This window comes from Amycolatopsis sp. NPDC089917 (assembly GCF_040684635.1).
GTDB lineage: Bacteria > Actinomycetota > Actinomycetes > Mycobacteriales > Pseudonocardiaceae > Amycolatopsis.
Window position 1 is genome coordinate 27570 of record NZ_JBFBGL010000050.1, and the last position, 17059, is coordinate 44628.

The following is a 17059-nucleotide window of genomic DNA, read 5'->3' on the forward strand; positions in this document are numbered from 1 at the left end:
GATGATCAGCGTCGGTGAAGGAGGTGGCGATGCGGTTCGGGGTGCTCGGCCCGCTCGTGGCCGAGGACGCGCGGGGTGACGTCGGGCTCAAGGGCCCGCGGCACCGGGCGGTGCTGGCCAGGCTGCTGATCGCCCGTGGCCGGGTCGTGCCGGTGGAACGCCTGGTCGACGACCTGTGGGAGCGTCCGCCCGAGGGCGCTGTCGGCGCCGTCCAGACCTTCGTCGGCGCCCTGCGCCGCGCGCTGGAACCGGACCGCGCGCCCCGCGCGCCCGCACGGCTGCTCGTCACGGTTGCCCGCGGTTACGCCCTGCGCGCGGACTCCGTCGACGCCTGGGACTTCGAGGCCGCCGTCACCGCGGCCCGCGAGCTGCTCGACGCCCGCCGCGCGGACGCCGCGCTGTCGCGAGTGGACATCGCGCTCGCGCTGTGGCGCGGGCCCGCGTACGCCGAGTTCGCCGAGGAGGGCTGGGCGCGCGGCGAGGTCTCCCGGCTGACCGAACTCCGGCTGCTCGCGGGGGAACTCCGCGCCGAAGCCCTCCTCTCACTCGGGCGGGCCGCGGAGGTGATTCCCGGACTGGAACCACGAGTGCGTGAATATCCGTTGCGGGAAAACGGTTCCCGGCTGCTGGCGCTCGCGCTCTACCGATCGGGGCGGCAAGGTGACGCGCTGACGGTCCTGCGCACCGCCCGTGAACGGCTCGCCGAGGAGCTCGGCCTCGATCCCGGCGCCGGCCTGCGGGACCTGGAAGCCGACATCCTGGCGCAAGCACCTCGGTTGACGCCGTCCGTGCCGGAGATCGCCGAGCGGCCGCTGGTCGGGCGCGACGCGGAGTTGGCGGAACTCGACGAAGCCGCGACCGGGTCACGACTGGTGCTCCTCTCGGGTGACGCCGGGGTCGGGAAGACCGCGCTCGCGGAGGCGTTCTCCGCTCGGCTCGCCGCGCGGGGGTGGACGACGGCGTGGGGGAGCGATCCCGACGGCGAGGGCGTGCCGCCCGCCTACGCGTGGACCCGGATCCTGGCCACGCTCGCCGACGCCGGATACGGCGCCGCGCCGACGGCGGACCCCGGCACCGAAGATCCCGTGACCGCGCGCTGGCGGTGGCATCGGGCCGTCGCTTCCTACCTGACGGGTGCCGCGCCGCTGCTTCTCGTCCTCGACGATCTGCACTGGGCGGGTGAGGAGACGTTGGCGTTGCTGACCGCGGTGCTGACCGAGCCGGTGCTGATCGTCGCGACCTACCGCGGCACCGACCCGCCCGATCGGTTGACGGAGTTCCTCGGCCGGGCCGCGCGGGCCGAGCCGACGCGGATCTACCTCGGCGGGCTGCCCGAGACCGAAGTCGCCGGGCTGGTCCGCGTCACGACCGGGGAGGACGTCGATCCGGGAACCGCCGCCGTGATCCATCGGCGCAGTGGCGGGAACGCCTTCTTCGTCCGCGAACTCGCCCGTCTGCTGGCCGCCGAGGGCCCGGCCGCGCTGGACGCGGTCCCGCCGGGGGTCCGCGACGTCGTCCGGCACCGGGCGGAGGCGTTACCCGATGACGCTCGCGGCGTGGTGCGCCGGGCGGCGGTGATCGGGACGGACGTCGACCTGGAGCTTCTTGAGGCCCTGGTCGGGGAAACCGCGCTCGACGCGGTGGAAATCGTTGTCCGGCAGGGATTCCTGACCGAACGGGCGCCGCGTCGGTTCCGGTTCGCGCACGCCCTCGTGCGGGACACGCTCTACCACGATCTCTCTCGGTCGCGGCGCGCCCGCGAACACGGCAAGATCGCCGAAGCGCTGGAAAGCCTTCGCCCGGACGATGTCGACGCCTTGGCTCATCACTTCCTCTTGTCCGAAGAACACGCCGAGCGCGCCGCGCGCTACGCCCAAGCCGCCGCCGAACGAGCGGAAAGCCGCTTCGCGCAAGCGGAAGCGTCGAGACTCTGGGACGCCGCGCTCACCGCGTACGACCGGTCCGGCGCCTCCGATCCGGAGAAGCGGCTGGAGCTGATCATGGGCAAGGCCCGGGCGTCGGCCGTGGCCGGCGGACTCGGCCAGTCCCGGCGGCACCGGGCCGAAGCGCTGGAGCTGGCGGAGAAGCTGAACGATCCGCTGCTGACCGCGCGGGTGATCGGCGCCTTCGACGTCCCCGCCAGCTGGACCGAAAGCGACGACGCTGAGCTGGCCTCCCGGATCGCGCACGCCGTCGAGCGGACGCTCGCCGCGTTGCCCGCCGAACGTGAGACCGAGCGGTGCCGTCTGCTGGCCACGCTCGCCGTCGAACTACGCAACGCCGGCGGGCACCGGGCTCGCGAGGCGGCCCGCGAAGCCGAGGACCTCGCCCGGAGACTCGACGATCCGGCATTGCTGGCGTTCGCGCTCAACGCCCGGTTCCTGCAGTCCTTCGACCGTGCGGGGCTCGCGCCTCAACGGGCCGGGATCGGCGAGGAGCTGGTCGATCTCGCGCGGCGGCACCGGCTGGTGACCTTCGAAGTGCTCGGGCATCTCGTGCTCGTGCAAGCGAAGAGCGCGCTCGCGGACTTCGCGGCCGCGGACCGGCATGCCGCGGCCGCGGACGACCTCGGGGAGAAGTACGGCCTGCCGCTCGTCGGCGTGTTCACCCGCTGGTATCACGCGATGCGGGCCGCGATGACCGGCGACGGCGGGGAAGCCGCCTATCGCGCCGCGGCGGCGGGTCTCGCCGGAACGTCGATGTCCGGAGTGGACAACGGGATCCTCGCGCTCGCCCTGTTCTGCGACCGGATCCAGCGAGGCTTGCCGCCCGAAGCACGCGAAAGTAGTTACGGTGCTTACGAAAGCTGGTGCCGTCCGGTCCACCCGATCCCGGACTCGCCCCGGGACCTGCTGTACGAGGCCCGCACCTGCCTGCACGCCGTCGTCGCGATCGAACTCGGCGACAGGGCGGCGATGGAACGCCTGTACGCCGAGCTTCTGCCCGCCGGCGGCGAGATCGCGGGAGCCGGGAGCGGGATGCTGACCCTCGGGCCGGTCGCGTACTACCTCGGCGAGCTGGCCACCGCCCTCGGCCTGCGAGAAGCGGCTGCCGAGCACCGCCGGAAGGCGCGGGCCGTCGCGGTGAAGGCCGGTTCACCGCACTGGGGTTAGCTCACTGCTCCCGCATCGCGCGGCGGATCTCGGCCAGTTTGTCCTTGGCTGCCTTGTCGCGGTCGGCGATCTTCTTGTCCAGCGAGGCCACGTCCTCCTTGCCGCCGAGACCGGCGAGCTCGGTCGAACCCAGCGACGTCGTGTAGCGCTGTTCGATCCGGTCCCGCACGTGGTCGAACGAGGGCACCCCGGATTCGCTGTAATCCGGCTCCGGGACCTCGACCGGCGGCGTCGGGCTCTCCTCGACGATCTCGGCGTCGAGGATCTCCGGCTTCTTGTCCGGGCTGTTCTCGGTCATCGTCCACTCCGTCCTGCGTGCCACGGCACGGCTTCCGTCATCAACCCGAGCATGCCCGAAACCAGGCGCATCTGGTCGACCGTGCGGATGTCGGCCTCGACCAGCCGGGGCGAGCAGACCACGATCGCGAGCGCCTGCGCCCGCGAAAGCGCCACGTTCAGCCGGTTGCGGGAGAGCAGGAAGTCCAGGCCACGCGGCAGATCGACCGCCGACGACGAAGTCATGGTGGTGATCACCACCGGCGCCTCCTGTCCCTGGAACCGGTCCACGGTACCCACCCGCACGCCGGGATACCCGGCCTGGTCCAGTGCCCGCGCGACCACGCGGGCCTGCAGGTTGTACGGCGCCACGACGAGGATGTCCTCGTCGCCCAGCGGCCGGGGATCGCCGTGATCGGTCCAGGCGCGCCCGTGGAGCTCGGCCACGAGGGCGGTGACCGCCTCGGCCTCCTCGACCGACCGCGTCGTGTTGCCGTGATGGTCGACCTCGGCGAGGTACAGGCCCGATTCGACGCCGTGGATCGCCCGCTCGGCCGCCGAGGGATGCGAGTGCAGGCGGCCCGCGTAGGACAGCCGCGAGACCGGCGCGCAGACCGCCGGATGCATCCGGCGGGTCTCGTCGAGGAAGTAGCCGAGTTCGGCCGGGATGATGTCCGCCTCGCCGATCAGATGCCCGAGCGCGGAAGCCTCGGCACCCGCGGGATGCGTGCCCTGCACGACCTGCGGCAACTGCTGCGGATCGCCCAGCAGCAGGAGGTTCTTGGCACACGTCGACACCGCGAGCGCGTCGGCGAGGGCGAACTGGCCCGCCTCGTCGATGATCAGCAGGTCGAACGGCTCCTCACGGATCGCGGCGTTCGCGAACGTCCACGCGGTACCGCCGACCAGATGGCCGGTGTCGTGCTCTTCGCGCCATTTCACCAGCGCGGGATTGGTCTTCGGCTGCTCCCAGGGCGCGGCCGGATCCGGGGTCCGCTTGGCGCGTTTGGCGCACGGCAGGTCCGGCGCGTTCTTCAGCGCGGCGGACAGCACGTTCTCCACGGCCTTGTGGCTGGTCGAGGTGACGGCGATCGTCTTGCCCGCGCGGACGAGCTTCGCGATCAGCCTGCCGGCCAGGTACGTCTTGCCCGCGCCCGGCGGACCCTGGACGGCGAGCGTGGAGCCGTCGAGCGCTTCGACGGCCTCGATCACCGTGGTCACCAGATCCGTCCCGGGCTCCGGCAGCGTCCTGTCGTCGCGAAGCCGAGGGGTCGTGCGGCGGAGCAGATCGACGCCGGGATGAGCGGGCAGCACCGGCAGCGCGTCCACGACGAGCCGGGCGAGGTCCGCGACTGCGTCGTCCTTGGGGGAGGGCCGGACCGGGCTTCCGGGCAGCACCGCGACCGGCCGGTCGGCGGTCGTCTCGTCGGGCGGGCAACTCTCCTCGAGGGTCAGTTCGACGGCGGTGGCCGAGACGACCTTGGCGTCCCGCGCGGCGGCGCCGTAGCGCAGGCGTACGTCGTCGCCGGGGGCGAAGGGATGCGGCCGGTCCGGATCGCAGCGGAGGCTCAGGGTGCGCTTCGCCTTGCGGACCCGGCCCGAAGGCGGCACCCATTCCCCGGCCTCCATCGCCACCGGGACGGTGCAGGCGTTGTCGGTCTCCAGGTCGCCGAGCGGGGCGGCGAGCTGGCGGAAGTACTCCCACCACGCCGGATTCGTCTCGCGGCGGTGGTAACCGACGGACGCGGCCAGCAGTGCGCGGGCGCGGTCCTCGCCGGTGAACTCGGCCGGATCGTCGGGCAGCCTGTCCAGCAGCGGATCGACCAGCGCGGCCAGCTGCGCCGCGCGTTCGGCACGCTTCCGGGCGGCTTCGTCCTCTTCGGTCTGCCGGAGCAGAGCGTCCACATCGGACTCTTCGGGCGGCTCGGCGAGCGCGATCCCTTCGTCCACGCGGATCTTGTGGAGGAATTCGAACAGCCGCAGCGTGGAGACGCAGTCGTATTCGTTGTAGTCGCTGATCCCGCGCAGCACTTCGGCCGCGTGCTCGGTCTCGCCGGAGGCGGTGAGCGTCAGGTACTCCTCGTAGGCCTCGATGCTCGAAACCGCCGTCTTGACGTCGCCGTCGCGGGCTTCGGGCATGTAGAGCGGTTCGAGGTACTTGATGGAGTACGACCGCTGCGAGACCCGGAGTGCCTTGCGCACCACGGAATACAGATCCACCAGCCCGCCGCTGCGCAGCAGGTGGTCGACGGCGTCCTCACGGGTCCCGTGCACGGCGGCGAGCCGCTTGATCGCAGTGACCTCGTACGGGGCGTAGTGGTAGACGTGCGAGCCGGGATGCTCGGTGAGCCGGGCGGTGGCGAAGTCGACGAACTCCTCGAAGGCGCGCTTCTCCTGCGAACGGTTGTGCGCCCAGAACGGCGTGAACTTCGTGCTGTCCTCGTCCGTCACCGCGCCGAAGAGGTATTCGAGTCCTTCGCCTGCTAAGGCGTATGGGTCGCCTTCCATGTCGAAGAAGACGTCGCCGGGCGCGGGCGGCGGAAGTTCGGCCAGCGCGTCCGGATCGATGATCTCGTAGGCGATCTGCCCGGTGGCGTCCTGCCGGACCTGGATCGCGGCCTGGGCGCGCAGCGTGGTGAACGACGTCGTCGAGATGTCCCGCGGCCGGTCTTCCGGCGCGGCCTCCGCGAGCGCGTCGATGGTGCCGAGGCCCGCGGCCACGAGCTTGCGCCGCTGGTCGCCGCGCATCCCCGCGACCAGGGAAAGGTCGCGGTCGGCCTCACGAGCGGTCGCGCAGTGCGAGGAGAAGGAGCAGCCACCGCAGGCGGGCCGTTCGTCGGCCCAGATCGGGACCGGCAGGGTCGGCGGCCGGTCCCGCAACCGGGCGCGGAGCCGGTCCACCAGCGGGAGGAAGTCGTCGACGCGGAACGAGCGGGTGCTGTGGTCGCCCAGCAGCAGATGCATCTGCGGACCGGCGGGCCAGCCCGCCCGGCGCAGGGCGTCGGCGTACGCGGTCAGCTGGACCACGGCGGCGGGCTTCGCGTGCCTGGCCAGCTTCGTGTCGTAGACCTCGTAGCGGCCTTCGTCGTCCCGCATCAGGAAGTCGGCGCGGCCGGAGAACTCGCCGTCGTGGAAGACCGCCTGGTAGATCACCGGGGCTCCGGCCCGCAGCGCCTCTTCGGTGGCCTTCGCGGCGACGACCGGGTCTCGTTCGTCGATCTCGACGACGGCGCTCCGCTCGCCGCGCAGCTTGTCCAGTGTCGCGGCCTCGTGCGCGCGCCCGTGCGTGACCGCCAGCTGATCCGGCCCGGAGCCCGGCCGAGGTGCTCCCGGGAGGCCGGCGGCCAGCGCCTGGTTCAGGAGGCTGCGGTGCTCGCATTCGAGCAGGTCGGCGAGATCGGACGGGGTGTACATCGCCCGGGAGTCTTACATGGACGCTCCGGCGGGCGTCCCCGGCACGCCGGAGTCAGCCCGAGGTGTGGTCGAACTTGAGGTGCGAGGTGATCCGGTAGCGGTCGCCCCGGTAGATCGAGCGGGTGTACTCGATCACCCGGCCGTCCGCGTCGCGGGTGGTGCGTTCGAACAGCAGCGCCGGGGAGTGCAGCGGGACGCCGAGCAGGGCGGATTCGTCCGAGTCGGTCACCGTGGGCTCGATGACCTGCACGGCCGTCGCGGGAACGACCTCGTAGCGTGTGCGGAGCAGTTCGTAGAACGAGCCGGACTCGAAGCCCGTGGCCGTGATGTCCGGCACGAGATCCCGCGGGACCAGGATCCGCTCGATCGCCATCGGCGCCTCTTCGACGACGCGGATCCGCGTGACGGCCACCAGCGTGTGACCGGGGGAGACCTCGAGCCGTTTGCCGAGCCGGGCGCCCGCCGGCGTGCTGGCGAAGTCGATCACCCGGCTGGTCCACTCGCCCTCGGCGGGCGGCGCGTACTGCTCGCCGCCGGTCGCGGGCACGAGGTCCTGGGAGATCTTGCGCGGCGCGGTGAACGTGCCCCGGCCGTGCTCGCGGACCACGAGACCGTCGCGTTCCAGTTCGTCGATCGCGGCCCGCAGGGTGGGGCGCGAGACGCCGATCTCGGTGCTCAGCGCGCGTTCCGAAGGCAGGACCTCACCCGGCAGACGCCGCTCGATGAGCTGGCGCAGCCGCTCCTTGACCTCTGTTCGCCGCATGGCGGAAGCCTACCCAGTGGTCAGCGGCAAGTGGCTGGTGGACAAGTTGTCTAGACCTATTGACTTTACCAGTTCGCCGGGAGACCTTGGTGGAAACTGACCAGTGGTAAAGGAGACAATGATGTCCGCACCGGGGAAGTTTCGCTTCGTAGCCGTCGCCGCCTTGTCGGTGGCCGCACTCGGGATGGCGCCGGGTACCGCCACCGGGGCGGCCGCCTGCGGGGCGTTGTTCGACGATTTCCACTACGCCTCGCACACCGACGGTCTCCTCTCCCAGCACGGCTGGCAGGTCCGCTCCGGAGCCGGCGGTCCCGGCGTCGGCGGCGCGCGGTGGGCTCCGGAAGGCATCACGTTCCCCACGTCCGGCGGGGACAAGGTGCTGCAACTCGCCTCCGCCACCGACGGCACGCCCGCGGGCACGACGCAGACCGAGATCACGCAGCCCGACCGGCGATTCTTCGAAGGGACCTACGCGGCACGGATCCGCTTCTCCGACGCGCCCGCGTCCGGTCCGGACGGCGACCGGATCAACCAGACGTTCTTCACGATCAGCCCGCTCCGCTACGACAACGACCCGATCTACAGCGAGCTGGACTTCTCCGAGTACCTGCCCAACGGCGGCTGGGGCGAGGTGGGGCCGGTGAATTTCCAGACCAGCTGGCACACCTACACGCCGGAACCGTGGTACGCCGAGAACAAGAGCGACAGCCAGCGCCGCAGCGTCGACGGCTGGCACTCGGTCGCCGCGACCGTGTCCGACGGGCATGTCCGGTACTACATCGACGGCGCGCTGGTGGCAGACCACGACCGAGGTGGGCCGTTCGACGTGTACCCGCGGCAGGACATGTCCCTGAACTTCAATCAGTGGTTCATCGACCTCACCCAGCACTCCGGCGGCACGAGCACCTACCTCGAACAGGTGGACTGGGTCTACTACGCGAAGAACGAGGTCCTGACGCCGCAGGCCGCCGCCGACCGGGTCGCCGCGTACCGCTCGTCGGGCGTGCGGTTCGCCGACGATCTCGGTGGCTGTTAGATGTGAACGGGGTTCTGCGGGAGCGAGGAGTGCGGTGGACCGGCTGACGGAACTTTTCGAGGAGCACCGTGTCCGTCTGCGGGCGGTGGCTTACCGGATGCTGGGCTCGGCCAGCGAGGCCGAGGACGCCGTCCAGGAGACGTGGCTGCGGCTCGACCGGACCGACGCGTCGGAGATCGAGAACCTCGGCGGCTGGCTGACCACGGTGGTGGCGCGGGTGTGCCTGAACGTGCTGCGCTCGCGCGACCACCGGCGGGAGGAGCCGCTCGACGAGTCGTTCTCCGAGCCCGCCGACTCCTCGGTCGACCCCGCCGCCGACGCGGTGCTGGCCGACTCGGTCGGGCTCGCGATGCTGGTGGTCCTGGAGACGCTGGCCCCCGCCGAGCGGCTCGCGTTCGTCCTGCACGACATGTTCGCCGTGCCGTTCGACGAGATCGCCCCGCTGATCGACCGCACCCCGGCCGCCGCGCGGCAACTCGCGAGCCGCGCCCGGCGCCGTGTCCAGGGCCGTTCCGCCGCCGCGGAACCGGACCTCGCGCGACGGCGCCAGGTCGTCGACGCCTACCTGGCCGCGGCCCGAGGGGGCGACTTCGAAGCGCTTCTCGAACTGCTGCACCCCGACGTCGTCCTCCGTGCCGACAAGGCGGCGGGTCCCTCGCGCACGCCGGTCTTCCTGCGGGGCGCCGGCATGGTGGCGCGCGGCGCGGCGGCCGCCTCGGTGCGGGCGGCCGTCACGCAGCTCGCGCTGGTGAACGGCGGCGTCGGCCTCGTGATGGCGGACGAAGGACGGCCTTCGGTGGTGCTCGCGTTCACGTTCGAGGACGGGCGGATCACCGAGATCGACGTCATCGCGGACCAGGACCGGTTGCGGACGCTGGATCTGATGATTTTGGACTGACCCCGGGTTGCGGTTCGGTCGCGAACCAGTACCGATGACTTCGCCGCTTCGGCGGAGCCGTTAACGGATCCCCGGCGTGGTCCGCCTTCTTTTCAAGGCTCTTGGAGCTACGACGAGGAGGCGACCATGTCGGAGGGGACGTTCGGAAAGGACCGGCGCCACAAAGTTTCGGAGAAGACGACCTACCGGGACGCGTACCAGCGAGACCGCGACCGAGTGCTCTATTCGTCCGCGTTCCGGAGGCTGGCGGGGGTGGCACAGGTCGCGGCGGTCAATGAGCAGCTGGTGCTGCACAACCGGCTCACGCACAGCCTGAAGGTCGCGCAGATGGGGCGAAGGCTCGTGCAGCACCTGCGCTACCAACTGGACGATCCGACGCGTGAGTTCCCCGAGGGATCGGACCTCAACGAGGACGTCGTCGAAACGGCGGGTCTAGTGCACGACATCGGACATCCACCGTTCGGTCACATCGCAGAAGAGGTCCTGGACCAGCGTCTCGCGCAGGTCAGCGGGCTGGAAGGTTTCGAGGGGAACGCGCAGTCCTTCCGGGTGGTGACGAAACTCGCCCGGCGGAAGATGGAGCACGCGGGCCTCAATCTCACCCAGGCGACGCTGAACGCGATCCTCAAGTATCCGCGCCTCAAGCCGCGTGGTTCGGCGAAACCCACAGCCCTGTGGATCGACCGTGGCTACGGCGACAAATGGGGTGCGTATCAGACCGAGAAGGTGGATTTCGAGTGGGCGAGGGAAGGCAGCCGTGGGGACTTGAGATCTGCGAACGCGGTTCTGATGGACTGGGCCGATGACATCAGCTACGCGACCCATGACCTTGAGGACTACTTCCGTGCGGGATTGATCCCTTTGCACAGCCTGTCGGTGGACAAGGAGCGCATAGTCAAGCATGGCCTCGGCCGATTGAGAGGCCACAATGGCTTCGACGAGTTCCGATTTCGGAACGAGCTCGACACGGTGATCTCCGAGTTCGGCGGGCGGTTGCACTCCCAGTGCTGGGAGACCCGTAAGAACCGGGTGCAGATGAACAAGATCGGCAGCGGCCATCTCACCCGGTTCGTGAAGGCGGTCCGGCTCCTCGACGAACCTCCGTACGTGGAGATCGAACAAAGCAGTCAGTACCGGGTCGCCGCGCTGAAGGAACTCACCTGGTTCTACGTGATCGACAGGCCGCCGCTGGCCATCCACCAGGAAGGTCAGAAGCAGATCATCGGCTCACTCTTCGACCGGTTGATGAAGTGCTTGGAGAAGTCTCCGAACAGTCCGAAGATTCCCATCCAGCTTCGCGGAATCTATCGCGACATCACGCACGACGACACGGCTGAGGGAATCCCCGAGAAGAACGAGGAAGCCCGGTGCGCCAGGGCCGTCACCGACTACATCTGCCTGCTCACCGAGGCACAGGCCGTCGATCTCGGCAAGCGGCTGGAGGGACGGTCGGAGAGCTCGATGTTCGGGACCTGGTTCAACTGAGGGCATGCCGAGGGGCCCGCCGCCGGTGATGGTGGCGGGCTCCTCGGGTTCAACGGTTGTTGCGGCGTGGCTTCTGTAGCGGGTCCAGGTAGTGCGGCGGGAGGAACTCGGGCCGGCCGTCGATGGCGATGCGGACTTTCCAGCCGGACTGTCCGTGGATGACCAGGTAGTGGTAGCGGCACAGCAGGCACAGGTTGTTCAGGTCCGTGTCGCCGAGTTCGCCCCACGGGAGTATGTGGTGGGCCTCGCAGTGCTTGGGTTTCCTGTGACAGCCCGGGAAAGCGCAGCCGTGATCCCGCAGGTTCAGGGCCCGTCGTTGCCCGGGGGTGACGGTGCGGGCGGCGCGGCCGATGTCGAGCGGTTCACTCTGGGAGCCGAGGACGGCGGGGATGATCTTGGCGTCGCAGGCCAGCATGCGAGCGTGGCGGGCGGTGATCTGTGTGACGCCGTCGACGCAGGCGGATCCCAGTCCTGAAGTCAGGGTGTCGAGAGGAATCGTGACCACGACGGTGGTCCGGTCTCCGGAGAGGGTCGGGGCTTTGTCGTTGGTCATGGCGTAGTGGATCGCGTCGAAGAGCGCGTCCCCGTTGCGTTCGCCGGGAGTGCGCGGGTCGCGGTCGCCGTCCTCGCCGACGGGTCTTCGTTGCCCCCACGTTTCGAACAGGGCATTGGCTCTCGCGCCGAATTCCGGTTCCAGCAAGCCGTTGAGCCTCCACCAGCCGTCGTCACGTTTCCGCAGATACACCTCACGCGAGGGCGGCTTGAGGTCTTCGTCCTTCGGCTCGTTACCGTCGGGATCGAGGTGGGCCAGCAGTTCCGCGCCGATCTTCCCGATCTCCTGCGGACCGGCACTACGGGCCAGGTTCACCAGAATCCGTTCCGCGCCGGAGCGATCCTCCGCTGTCGCGTCGGCGGGGATCTTCTTCAGCACCGCCAGGAGTGGATCCAGCTGCTGATGACCAAGGTCGCCCTCGGCTGCGGCGGCCCCGGCGATCGGGGCGAAAGCCGGGGCAGGGGTACCGTCCAGATTCCGGCCCTCGTTCAGCGCCACCGCTCGCGCGACGGTGGCGCTTGCCTCTTTGGGGCTGATGCGGGCGGTTTCGGCGAACCAGCCCGCGGTCGAGCCATGCCCGAACAACTCCATCGGACCCCGGGACTCGATCTCCACCAGGAATTGACCGACCTCCGCCAACGCCTGACGTGCCAGCGACAATCGCTCGACCACGCCGTGCGCGAGCTCGCGCGCACCGGCACGCCACAGCTCCTGCGGCGGTTCGAGGATTCGTTGGCTGGACACCTCATAAGAATACCAAAAATCGAACAAGTGTGCGAACGCGAAAAGTATTCTTGGGAGGATTCAAGGGGTCAGTGCGCCCACCCGCCTCCGCCAGGAGTTTGTTGAAGACTCCGGTGGTTTTGAGTCAGATCCACCCCTGCTGCAGCGCGCGTCCGACTGTATGCGTCCGATTTCTCAGCTCTCGGACGCGGGATAGTCGGTGTCGGGATGCAGCGAGGTGATGGACCGGCTGCTTCCGTATTGGATGTGGCTCATGCCGTCAGGAGCGCTGCTCGCCGCATTCGGCCAGCCGGTCTCCGCACTGGCCGCTCCGGCCAGTGACAGGACGGCGCCCGCCACTGTCGCGGCAAGCACGCTTGCTGAGGCGATCCGACGAATCATGGGCATCTCCCGCTCCTTGGCTCTTCGTGGTGATCCGGCCGTGACATCTGCCGGACACGAGAACCACACTGCCCGAGCCCGTCGCATCGCTGCTACGAGTCTGCCCTTAAAGACAGCGGGAACCGTCCAAAGATGATCTTCGGTCGAGAGGGGCTAGCCGAGACGCAGGATGGTTTCCTCGATCTCGGCATTCCGCGCCGACGCGTAACCGGTATCGGTCCCGATGACCGTGAAGCCCGCCTTCTCCAGGACCCGAAGCGATCCGAGGTTGTCGCTGGCAGCGCGGGCATACAACGGCCGGACCTCGACGATGTCGAGCAACAGCGCGAGTGCCTGGCTGGCGATTCCCCGCCCCCAGGCCGAACGATCGATCCAGTAGGTGACTTCGGTGTCGCCCTCGACAACGAAACTGCCTACGGTGCCGAGAAAACGCCCGTCACCGGTCACCGCACGCACGATGATGTCCGGCGAAGCCCTCAACTTCGCCACATGGGCGTCGAACGCTTCGCGATCGTCGGGGTCCCTGGCGGTGAACGCGGCCATCCGGACCGACTCGGGGTCACGCATTTGCTCGAACAGGGCGTCGAGATCGGAGTCCTCGACCAACCGCAGCGCCACCTCTGCCACTGTGTTCTCCTCTCTTCGTCCGAGTTCGCGGCGCAACGTAGCAGCGATGTCCGACAATCTTGTCGGACCGCACGCCTAAGGTGACCAGGACGCCAGTCACTCCCGGGAGGCACGCATGTCGTTGTTGGCCCAGCTGAACACCGCGCTCGCCACCGGCGCGGTCGAGGTCGTCGATCTCACCGCCCCGCTGAGCGAGAGCACGCCGATCCTCCAGCTGCCGGAGCCGTTCGCGAACACGATCCCGTTCGGCCTGGAGGAGATCAGCCGGTACGACGAACGCGGACCGCGCTGGTACTGGAACAACATCCACACCGGCGAGCACACCGGGACCCATCTCGACGTCCCCGTGCACTGGGTGTCGGGCAAGGACGGTCACGACGTCTCCGAGGTGCCGCTGCGCACGCTGGTCGCCCCGGCCGTGATGCTCGACGCGTCGGCCCGCGCGGCCGAGGACCCGGACTTCCTGCTCTCCGTCGAGGACATCCGCGAGTGGGAGCGCGAGAACGGGCCGCTGCCCGAAGGCGGCTGGCTGCTTTACCGCACGGGGTGGGACGCCCGGTCGCACGACCAGGAGACCTTCCTCAACAACGACGAGAACGGCCCGCATACGCCGGGTGTCTCGGGGGAGTGCGCCCGCTGGCTCGCGGAAGAGGCGCCGATCACCGGGTTCGGCGTGGAGACCGTGGGCACCGACGCGGGACAGGCATTGGCACTCGAACCGGCCTTCCCCTGTCACGAACTCCTTCTGGGAGCGGGGAAACACGGCCTGACCCAACTACGGAACCTCGCGAGCCTGCCGCCCACCGGAGCTCTGCTGGTGGTTAGCCCGCTTCCGATCGTCGGCGGCTCCGGCAGCCCTGCCCGGGTGTACGCGCTGGTCGAGCGATCGTGAACGTCGCGGAGCTGGTCGGCCGCACACTGGCGGAACTCGGTGTCGGCGCCGCTTTCGGGGTCGTGGGCAGCGGCAACTTCGAGGCCACCAACGGGTTGCGGGCGGGCGGAGTGCGGTTCGTCGCCGCGCGGCACGAGGACGGCGCGGCGAGCATGGCCGACGCGTACGCGCGGATGAGCGGCCGCGTGTCGGTGCTGAGCGTCCACCAGGGCTGCGGGCTGACCAACGCGCTCACCGGGATCACCGAGGCGGCCAAGAGCCGGACACCGATGATCGTCCTGACCGGGGACACCTCGGCGTCTTCGGTGCTGTCGAACTTCCGGATCGGCCAGGACGCGCTCGCGACCGCCGTCGGCGCCGTTCCGGACCGCGTCCACGGCGCGCCCACCGCGGTCGCCGACACCGTGCGCGCGTATCGGACGGCCGTACAGCGACGCCGGACCGTCCTGCTCAACCTCCCGCTCGACGTCCAAGCCCAGGAAGCGCCCGACTCGGTCGGGATACCGGCGGTCCGCGGTCCGGCGCCGATCAGGCCGGACGCCGAGGCGGTCGCGAAACTGGCCGACCTCCTCGCCGGAGCACGGCGGCCGGTGTTCATCGCCGGCCGCGGCGCGCGGGCGAGTGCGGCCCCTCTCAAGGCACTCGCGGAGGTCTCCGGCGCGCTGCTGGCGACCTCGGCGGTGGCACACGGCCTCTTCCACGACGATCCCTTCTCGCTCGGGATCGCGGGCGGCTTTTCGTCGCCGCGGACGGCGAACCTCGTCGGAAACGCCGACCTCGTGATCGGCTGGGGCTGCGCGCTGAACATGTGGACCACCCGGCACGGCAAGCTCCTCGGCCCGGACGCCCGGCTGGTCCAGGTCGACGTCGATCAGTCCGCGCTCGGCGCGCACCGCCCGATCACCCTCGGTGTCGTCGGCGACGTCACCAGCACCGCTGTCGACGTCCACGCGGAACTCGGCAGGCGAGGCCACCGGATGAGCCGTGACACCCCGGCGAGCACCCGATGGAACGACGTCCCGTATAACGACCTATCCGGCGGCGGGAAGATCGATCCACGCACGCTCAGCCGCCGACTCGACGAGATCCTGCCCGCCGAACGCGTGCTCTCGATCGACTCCGGCAACTTCATGGGCTACCCGAGCGCGTACCTGTCCGTCCCCGACGAGAACGGTTTCTGCTTCACGCAGGCGTTCCAGAGCATCGGGCTCGGTCTCGGGACGGCGATCGGCGCGGCGCTGGCCCAGCCTGAGCGGTTACCGGTGCTCGGCGTCGGCGACGGCGGGTTCCACATGGCGGTCTCCGAACTGGAAACCGCCGTCCGGCTGCGGATCCCGCTCGTGGTCATCGTCTACAACGATGCCGCGTACGGCGCCGAGATCCACCACTTCGGCGACGCCGACATGACCACGGTCCGGTTCCCCGACACGGACATCGCGGCGATCGGCCGCGGGTTCGGCTGCGACGGCGTCACCGTGCGGTCGGCCGACGACCTCGCCGCTGTCAAGAAATGGCTCGACGAGCCACGGGACGCGCCGCTCGTCGTCGACGCGAAGATCGCCGACGACGGCGGTTCGTGGTGGCTCGCCGAAGCGTTCCGTCACTAAGGCTAGACGCCCCAGTCCGGTCGCAGCGGCATGCCCGCGTCACCATCCGCGCCGACCTTCACCCCGAGCACCTGGTGCAGCTCGATTTCCCGCCGTTCGAAGGCGAGACGGCACGCGGCCATGTAGAGCGCCCAGACCCGGCTCCGCCCGGCGCCCGCTTCGGCGACGGCCTCGTCCCAGTTCGCGTCGAGGTTGGCGCACCACGCGCCGAGGGTGGTGGCGTAATGCTCGCGGAGGTTCTCCGAATGCCGCACTTCGAGCCCGCTGTCGTGCATCGCGGTGGCGATCTCGCCGACGGATTCCAGTTCGCCGTCGGGGAACACGTACCGGTCGATGAACCCGCGTGAACGGTGCGCCACCGAGGTGTCCGGGTTGGTGATGCAGTGGTTCAGCATGCGTCCGTGGGGCTTCAGTTTCCCGGCGAGGAAACGGAAGTACGACGGCAGGTTCCGCGCGCCGATGTGCTCGGTCAGCCCGATCGACGACACCGCGTCGAAGTCCTTCTCGGTGACGTCGCGGTAGTCGAGGTGCCTCACCTCGGCGCGGTCCGCGAGCCCCTTGGTCACGATGTCCTTCTGCGCCCACTGGGCCTGCTCCCTGGAAAGGGTGACGCCCAGTGCCTCGACGCCGTAATGCGAGACGGCGTGCTCGACCATCCCGCCCCAGCCACAGCCGACGTCCAGCAACCGCATCCCGGGCCGCAGGCCGAGTTTCCGGCACACCAGGTCGAATTTGTGCTCCTGCGCCTCTTCCAGCGACGACCCGGCGGACGGATACGCGGCGCAGGTGTAGGCCATCGACGGTCCGAGCACCAGTTCGTAGAACCGGTTCGAGACGTCGTAGTGGTTCGAGATCGCGTTGCTGTCCCGCGCTTTCGAGTGCCGCAACCCGTCGACGGTGCGCTTGAGCCTGCTCGGCAGTTCCTCGGCGGGCGGGGCGACGCGGCGCAGGTGCGTGGGGCCGAGTTTGCGCAGCAGCCACACCCGGTCCGCGGGGCTGAGCTGATCGACCTGGGCCACGAGCGCGCGCAGCGCCGAGTAGAGATCGCCGTCCACGTCGAGCGCGCCCGCGACGTAGGCACGCGCCAGGCCGAGGTCCCCGGGGGACGACATCAGGTACGTCAGCGCCAGCGGTGACCGCACCTGGATCGACACCGGAGCGTCCGGCGGTCCGCTCCTGCTGCCGTCGTAGGCGGTGATCGACACTTCGGCGCTCGGGCCGAGCAACCGCTCGAAGATCTGCCCGACGGTCGTCGTCTCAGCCATGCTCG

13 protein-coding genes are annotated in these 17059 nt (G+C 69.7%); 6 read left to right on the plus strand and 7 right to left on the minus strand.

The window, feature by feature from the left end; translation table 11 throughout:
• Nucleotides 1-29 precede the first annotated feature (29 nt).
• Complete coding sequence (locus tag AB0N89_RS29810) at nt 30-3113, plus strand: BTAD domain-containing putative transcriptional regulator (RefSeq protein ID WP_364211099.1); 3084 nt, start codon at nt 30-32, stop codon at nt 3111-3113.
• Between the two features lies 1 nt (nt 3114).
• Here AB0N89_RS29810 and AB0N89_RS29815 read toward each other — a convergent pair whose 3' ends face one another.
• From AB0N89_RS29815 to AB0N89_RS29825, 3 genes are read right to left on the minus strand one after another with little or no spacing between them, the layout of a single operon-like run.
• Nucleotides 3115-3411, minus strand: a complete 297-nt coding sequence (locus tag AB0N89_RS29815) for a hypothetical protein (protein ID WP_364211102.1) — start codon at nt 3409-3411, stop codon at nt 3115-3117.
• Complete coding sequence (locus AB0N89_RS29820; RefSeq protein ID WP_364211104.1) at nt 3408-6803, minus strand: TM0106 family RecB-like putative nuclease; 3396 nt, start codon at nt 6801-6803, stop codon at nt 3408-3410. Before AB0N89_RS29820 ends, AB0N89_RS29815 begins: the two co-directional genes overlap by 4 nt.
• A gap of 52 nt (nt 6804-6855) precedes the next feature.
• Nucleotides 6856-7566 carry a GntR family transcriptional regulator gene (locus AB0N89_RS29825; RefSeq protein ID WP_364211107.1) on the minus strand — a complete coding sequence of 237 codons (711 nt, stop codon included), beginning with the start codon at nt 7564-7566 and terminating at the stop codon, nt 6856-6858.
• Between the two features lie 121 nt (nt 7567-7687).
• Here AB0N89_RS29825 and AB0N89_RS29830 point away from each other — a divergent pair, with 121 nt between their 5' ends.
• The 3 genes from AB0N89_RS29830 to dgt all read left to right on the plus strand — a co-directional run bounded on the left by AB0N89_RS29830 (nt 7688) and on the right by dgt (nt 10985).
• Complete coding sequence (locus AB0N89_RS29830; RefSeq protein WP_364211110.1) at nt 7688-8602, plus strand: glycoside hydrolase family 16 protein; 915 nt, start codon at nt 7688-7690, stop codon at nt 8600-8602.
• Nucleotides 8603-8636: 34 nt separating this feature from the next.
• Nucleotides 8637-9500 carry a sigma-70 family RNA polymerase sigma factor gene (locus AB0N89_RS29835; RefSeq protein WP_364211113.1) on the plus strand — a complete coding sequence of 288 codons (864 nt, stop codon included), beginning with the start codon at nt 8637-8639 and terminating at the stop codon, nt 9498-9500.
• Between the two features lie 126 nt (nt 9501-9626).
• Nucleotides 9627-10985 carry a dGTP triphosphohydrolase gene (gene dgt, locus AB0N89_RS29840; protein WP_364211116.1) on the plus strand — a complete coding sequence of 453 codons (1359 nt, stop codon included), beginning with the start codon at nt 9627-9629 and terminating at the stop codon, nt 10983-10985.
• Nucleotides 10986-11034: 49 nt separating this feature from the next.
• On the opposite strand, the gene AB0N89_RS29845 is transcribed toward dgt, so the two are convergent.
• From AB0N89_RS29845 to AB0N89_RS29855, 3 genes are all read right to left on the minus strand, one after another.
• Nucleotides 11035-12282: a DUF222 domain-containing protein gene (locus tag AB0N89_RS29845; RefSeq protein ID WP_364211118.1), complete on the minus strand. Its 1248-nt coding sequence runs from the start codon at nt 12280-12282 to the stop codon at nt 11035-11037.
• A 174-nt stretch (nt 12283-12456) separates the two neighbouring features.
• Nucleotides 12457-12669, minus strand: a complete 213-nt coding sequence (locus AB0N89_RS29850) for a hypothetical protein (RefSeq protein ID WP_364211121.1) — start codon at nt 12667-12669, stop codon at nt 12457-12459.
• A gap of 147 nt (nt 12670-12816) precedes the next feature.
• Nucleotides 12817-13290: a GNAT family N-acetyltransferase gene (locus tag AB0N89_RS29855; protein ID WP_364211124.1), complete on the minus strand. Its 474-nt coding sequence runs from the start codon at nt 13288-13290 to the stop codon at nt 12817-12819.
• A gap of 115 nt (nt 13291-13405) precedes the next feature.
• On the opposite strand from AB0N89_RS29855, the gene AB0N89_RS29860 reads away from it, so the two are divergent.
• Together AB0N89_RS29860 and AB0N89_RS29865 are read left to right on the plus strand one after the other, a co-directional pair.
• Nucleotides 13406-14182: a cyclase family protein gene (locus AB0N89_RS29860; RefSeq protein ID WP_364211127.1), complete on the plus strand. Its 777-nt coding sequence runs from the start codon at nt 13406-13408 to the stop codon at nt 14180-14182.
• Nucleotides 14179-15789, plus strand: coding sequence for a thiamine pyrophosphate-binding protein (locus AB0N89_RS29865; RefSeq protein ID WP_364211129.1), 1611 nt, complete (start codon nt 14179-14181; stop codon nt 15787-15789). The genes AB0N89_RS29860 and AB0N89_RS29865 overlap by 4 nt, the downstream gene beginning before the upstream one ends.
• Before the next feature lie 2 nt (nt 15790-15791).
• On the opposite strand, the gene AB0N89_RS29870 is transcribed toward AB0N89_RS29865, so the two are convergent.
• Complete coding sequence (locus AB0N89_RS29870; protein ID WP_364211132.1) at nt 15792-17054, minus strand: class I SAM-dependent methyltransferase; 1263 nt, start codon at nt 17052-17054, stop codon at nt 15792-15794.
• Nucleotides 17055-17059: the final 5 nt, after the last annotated feature.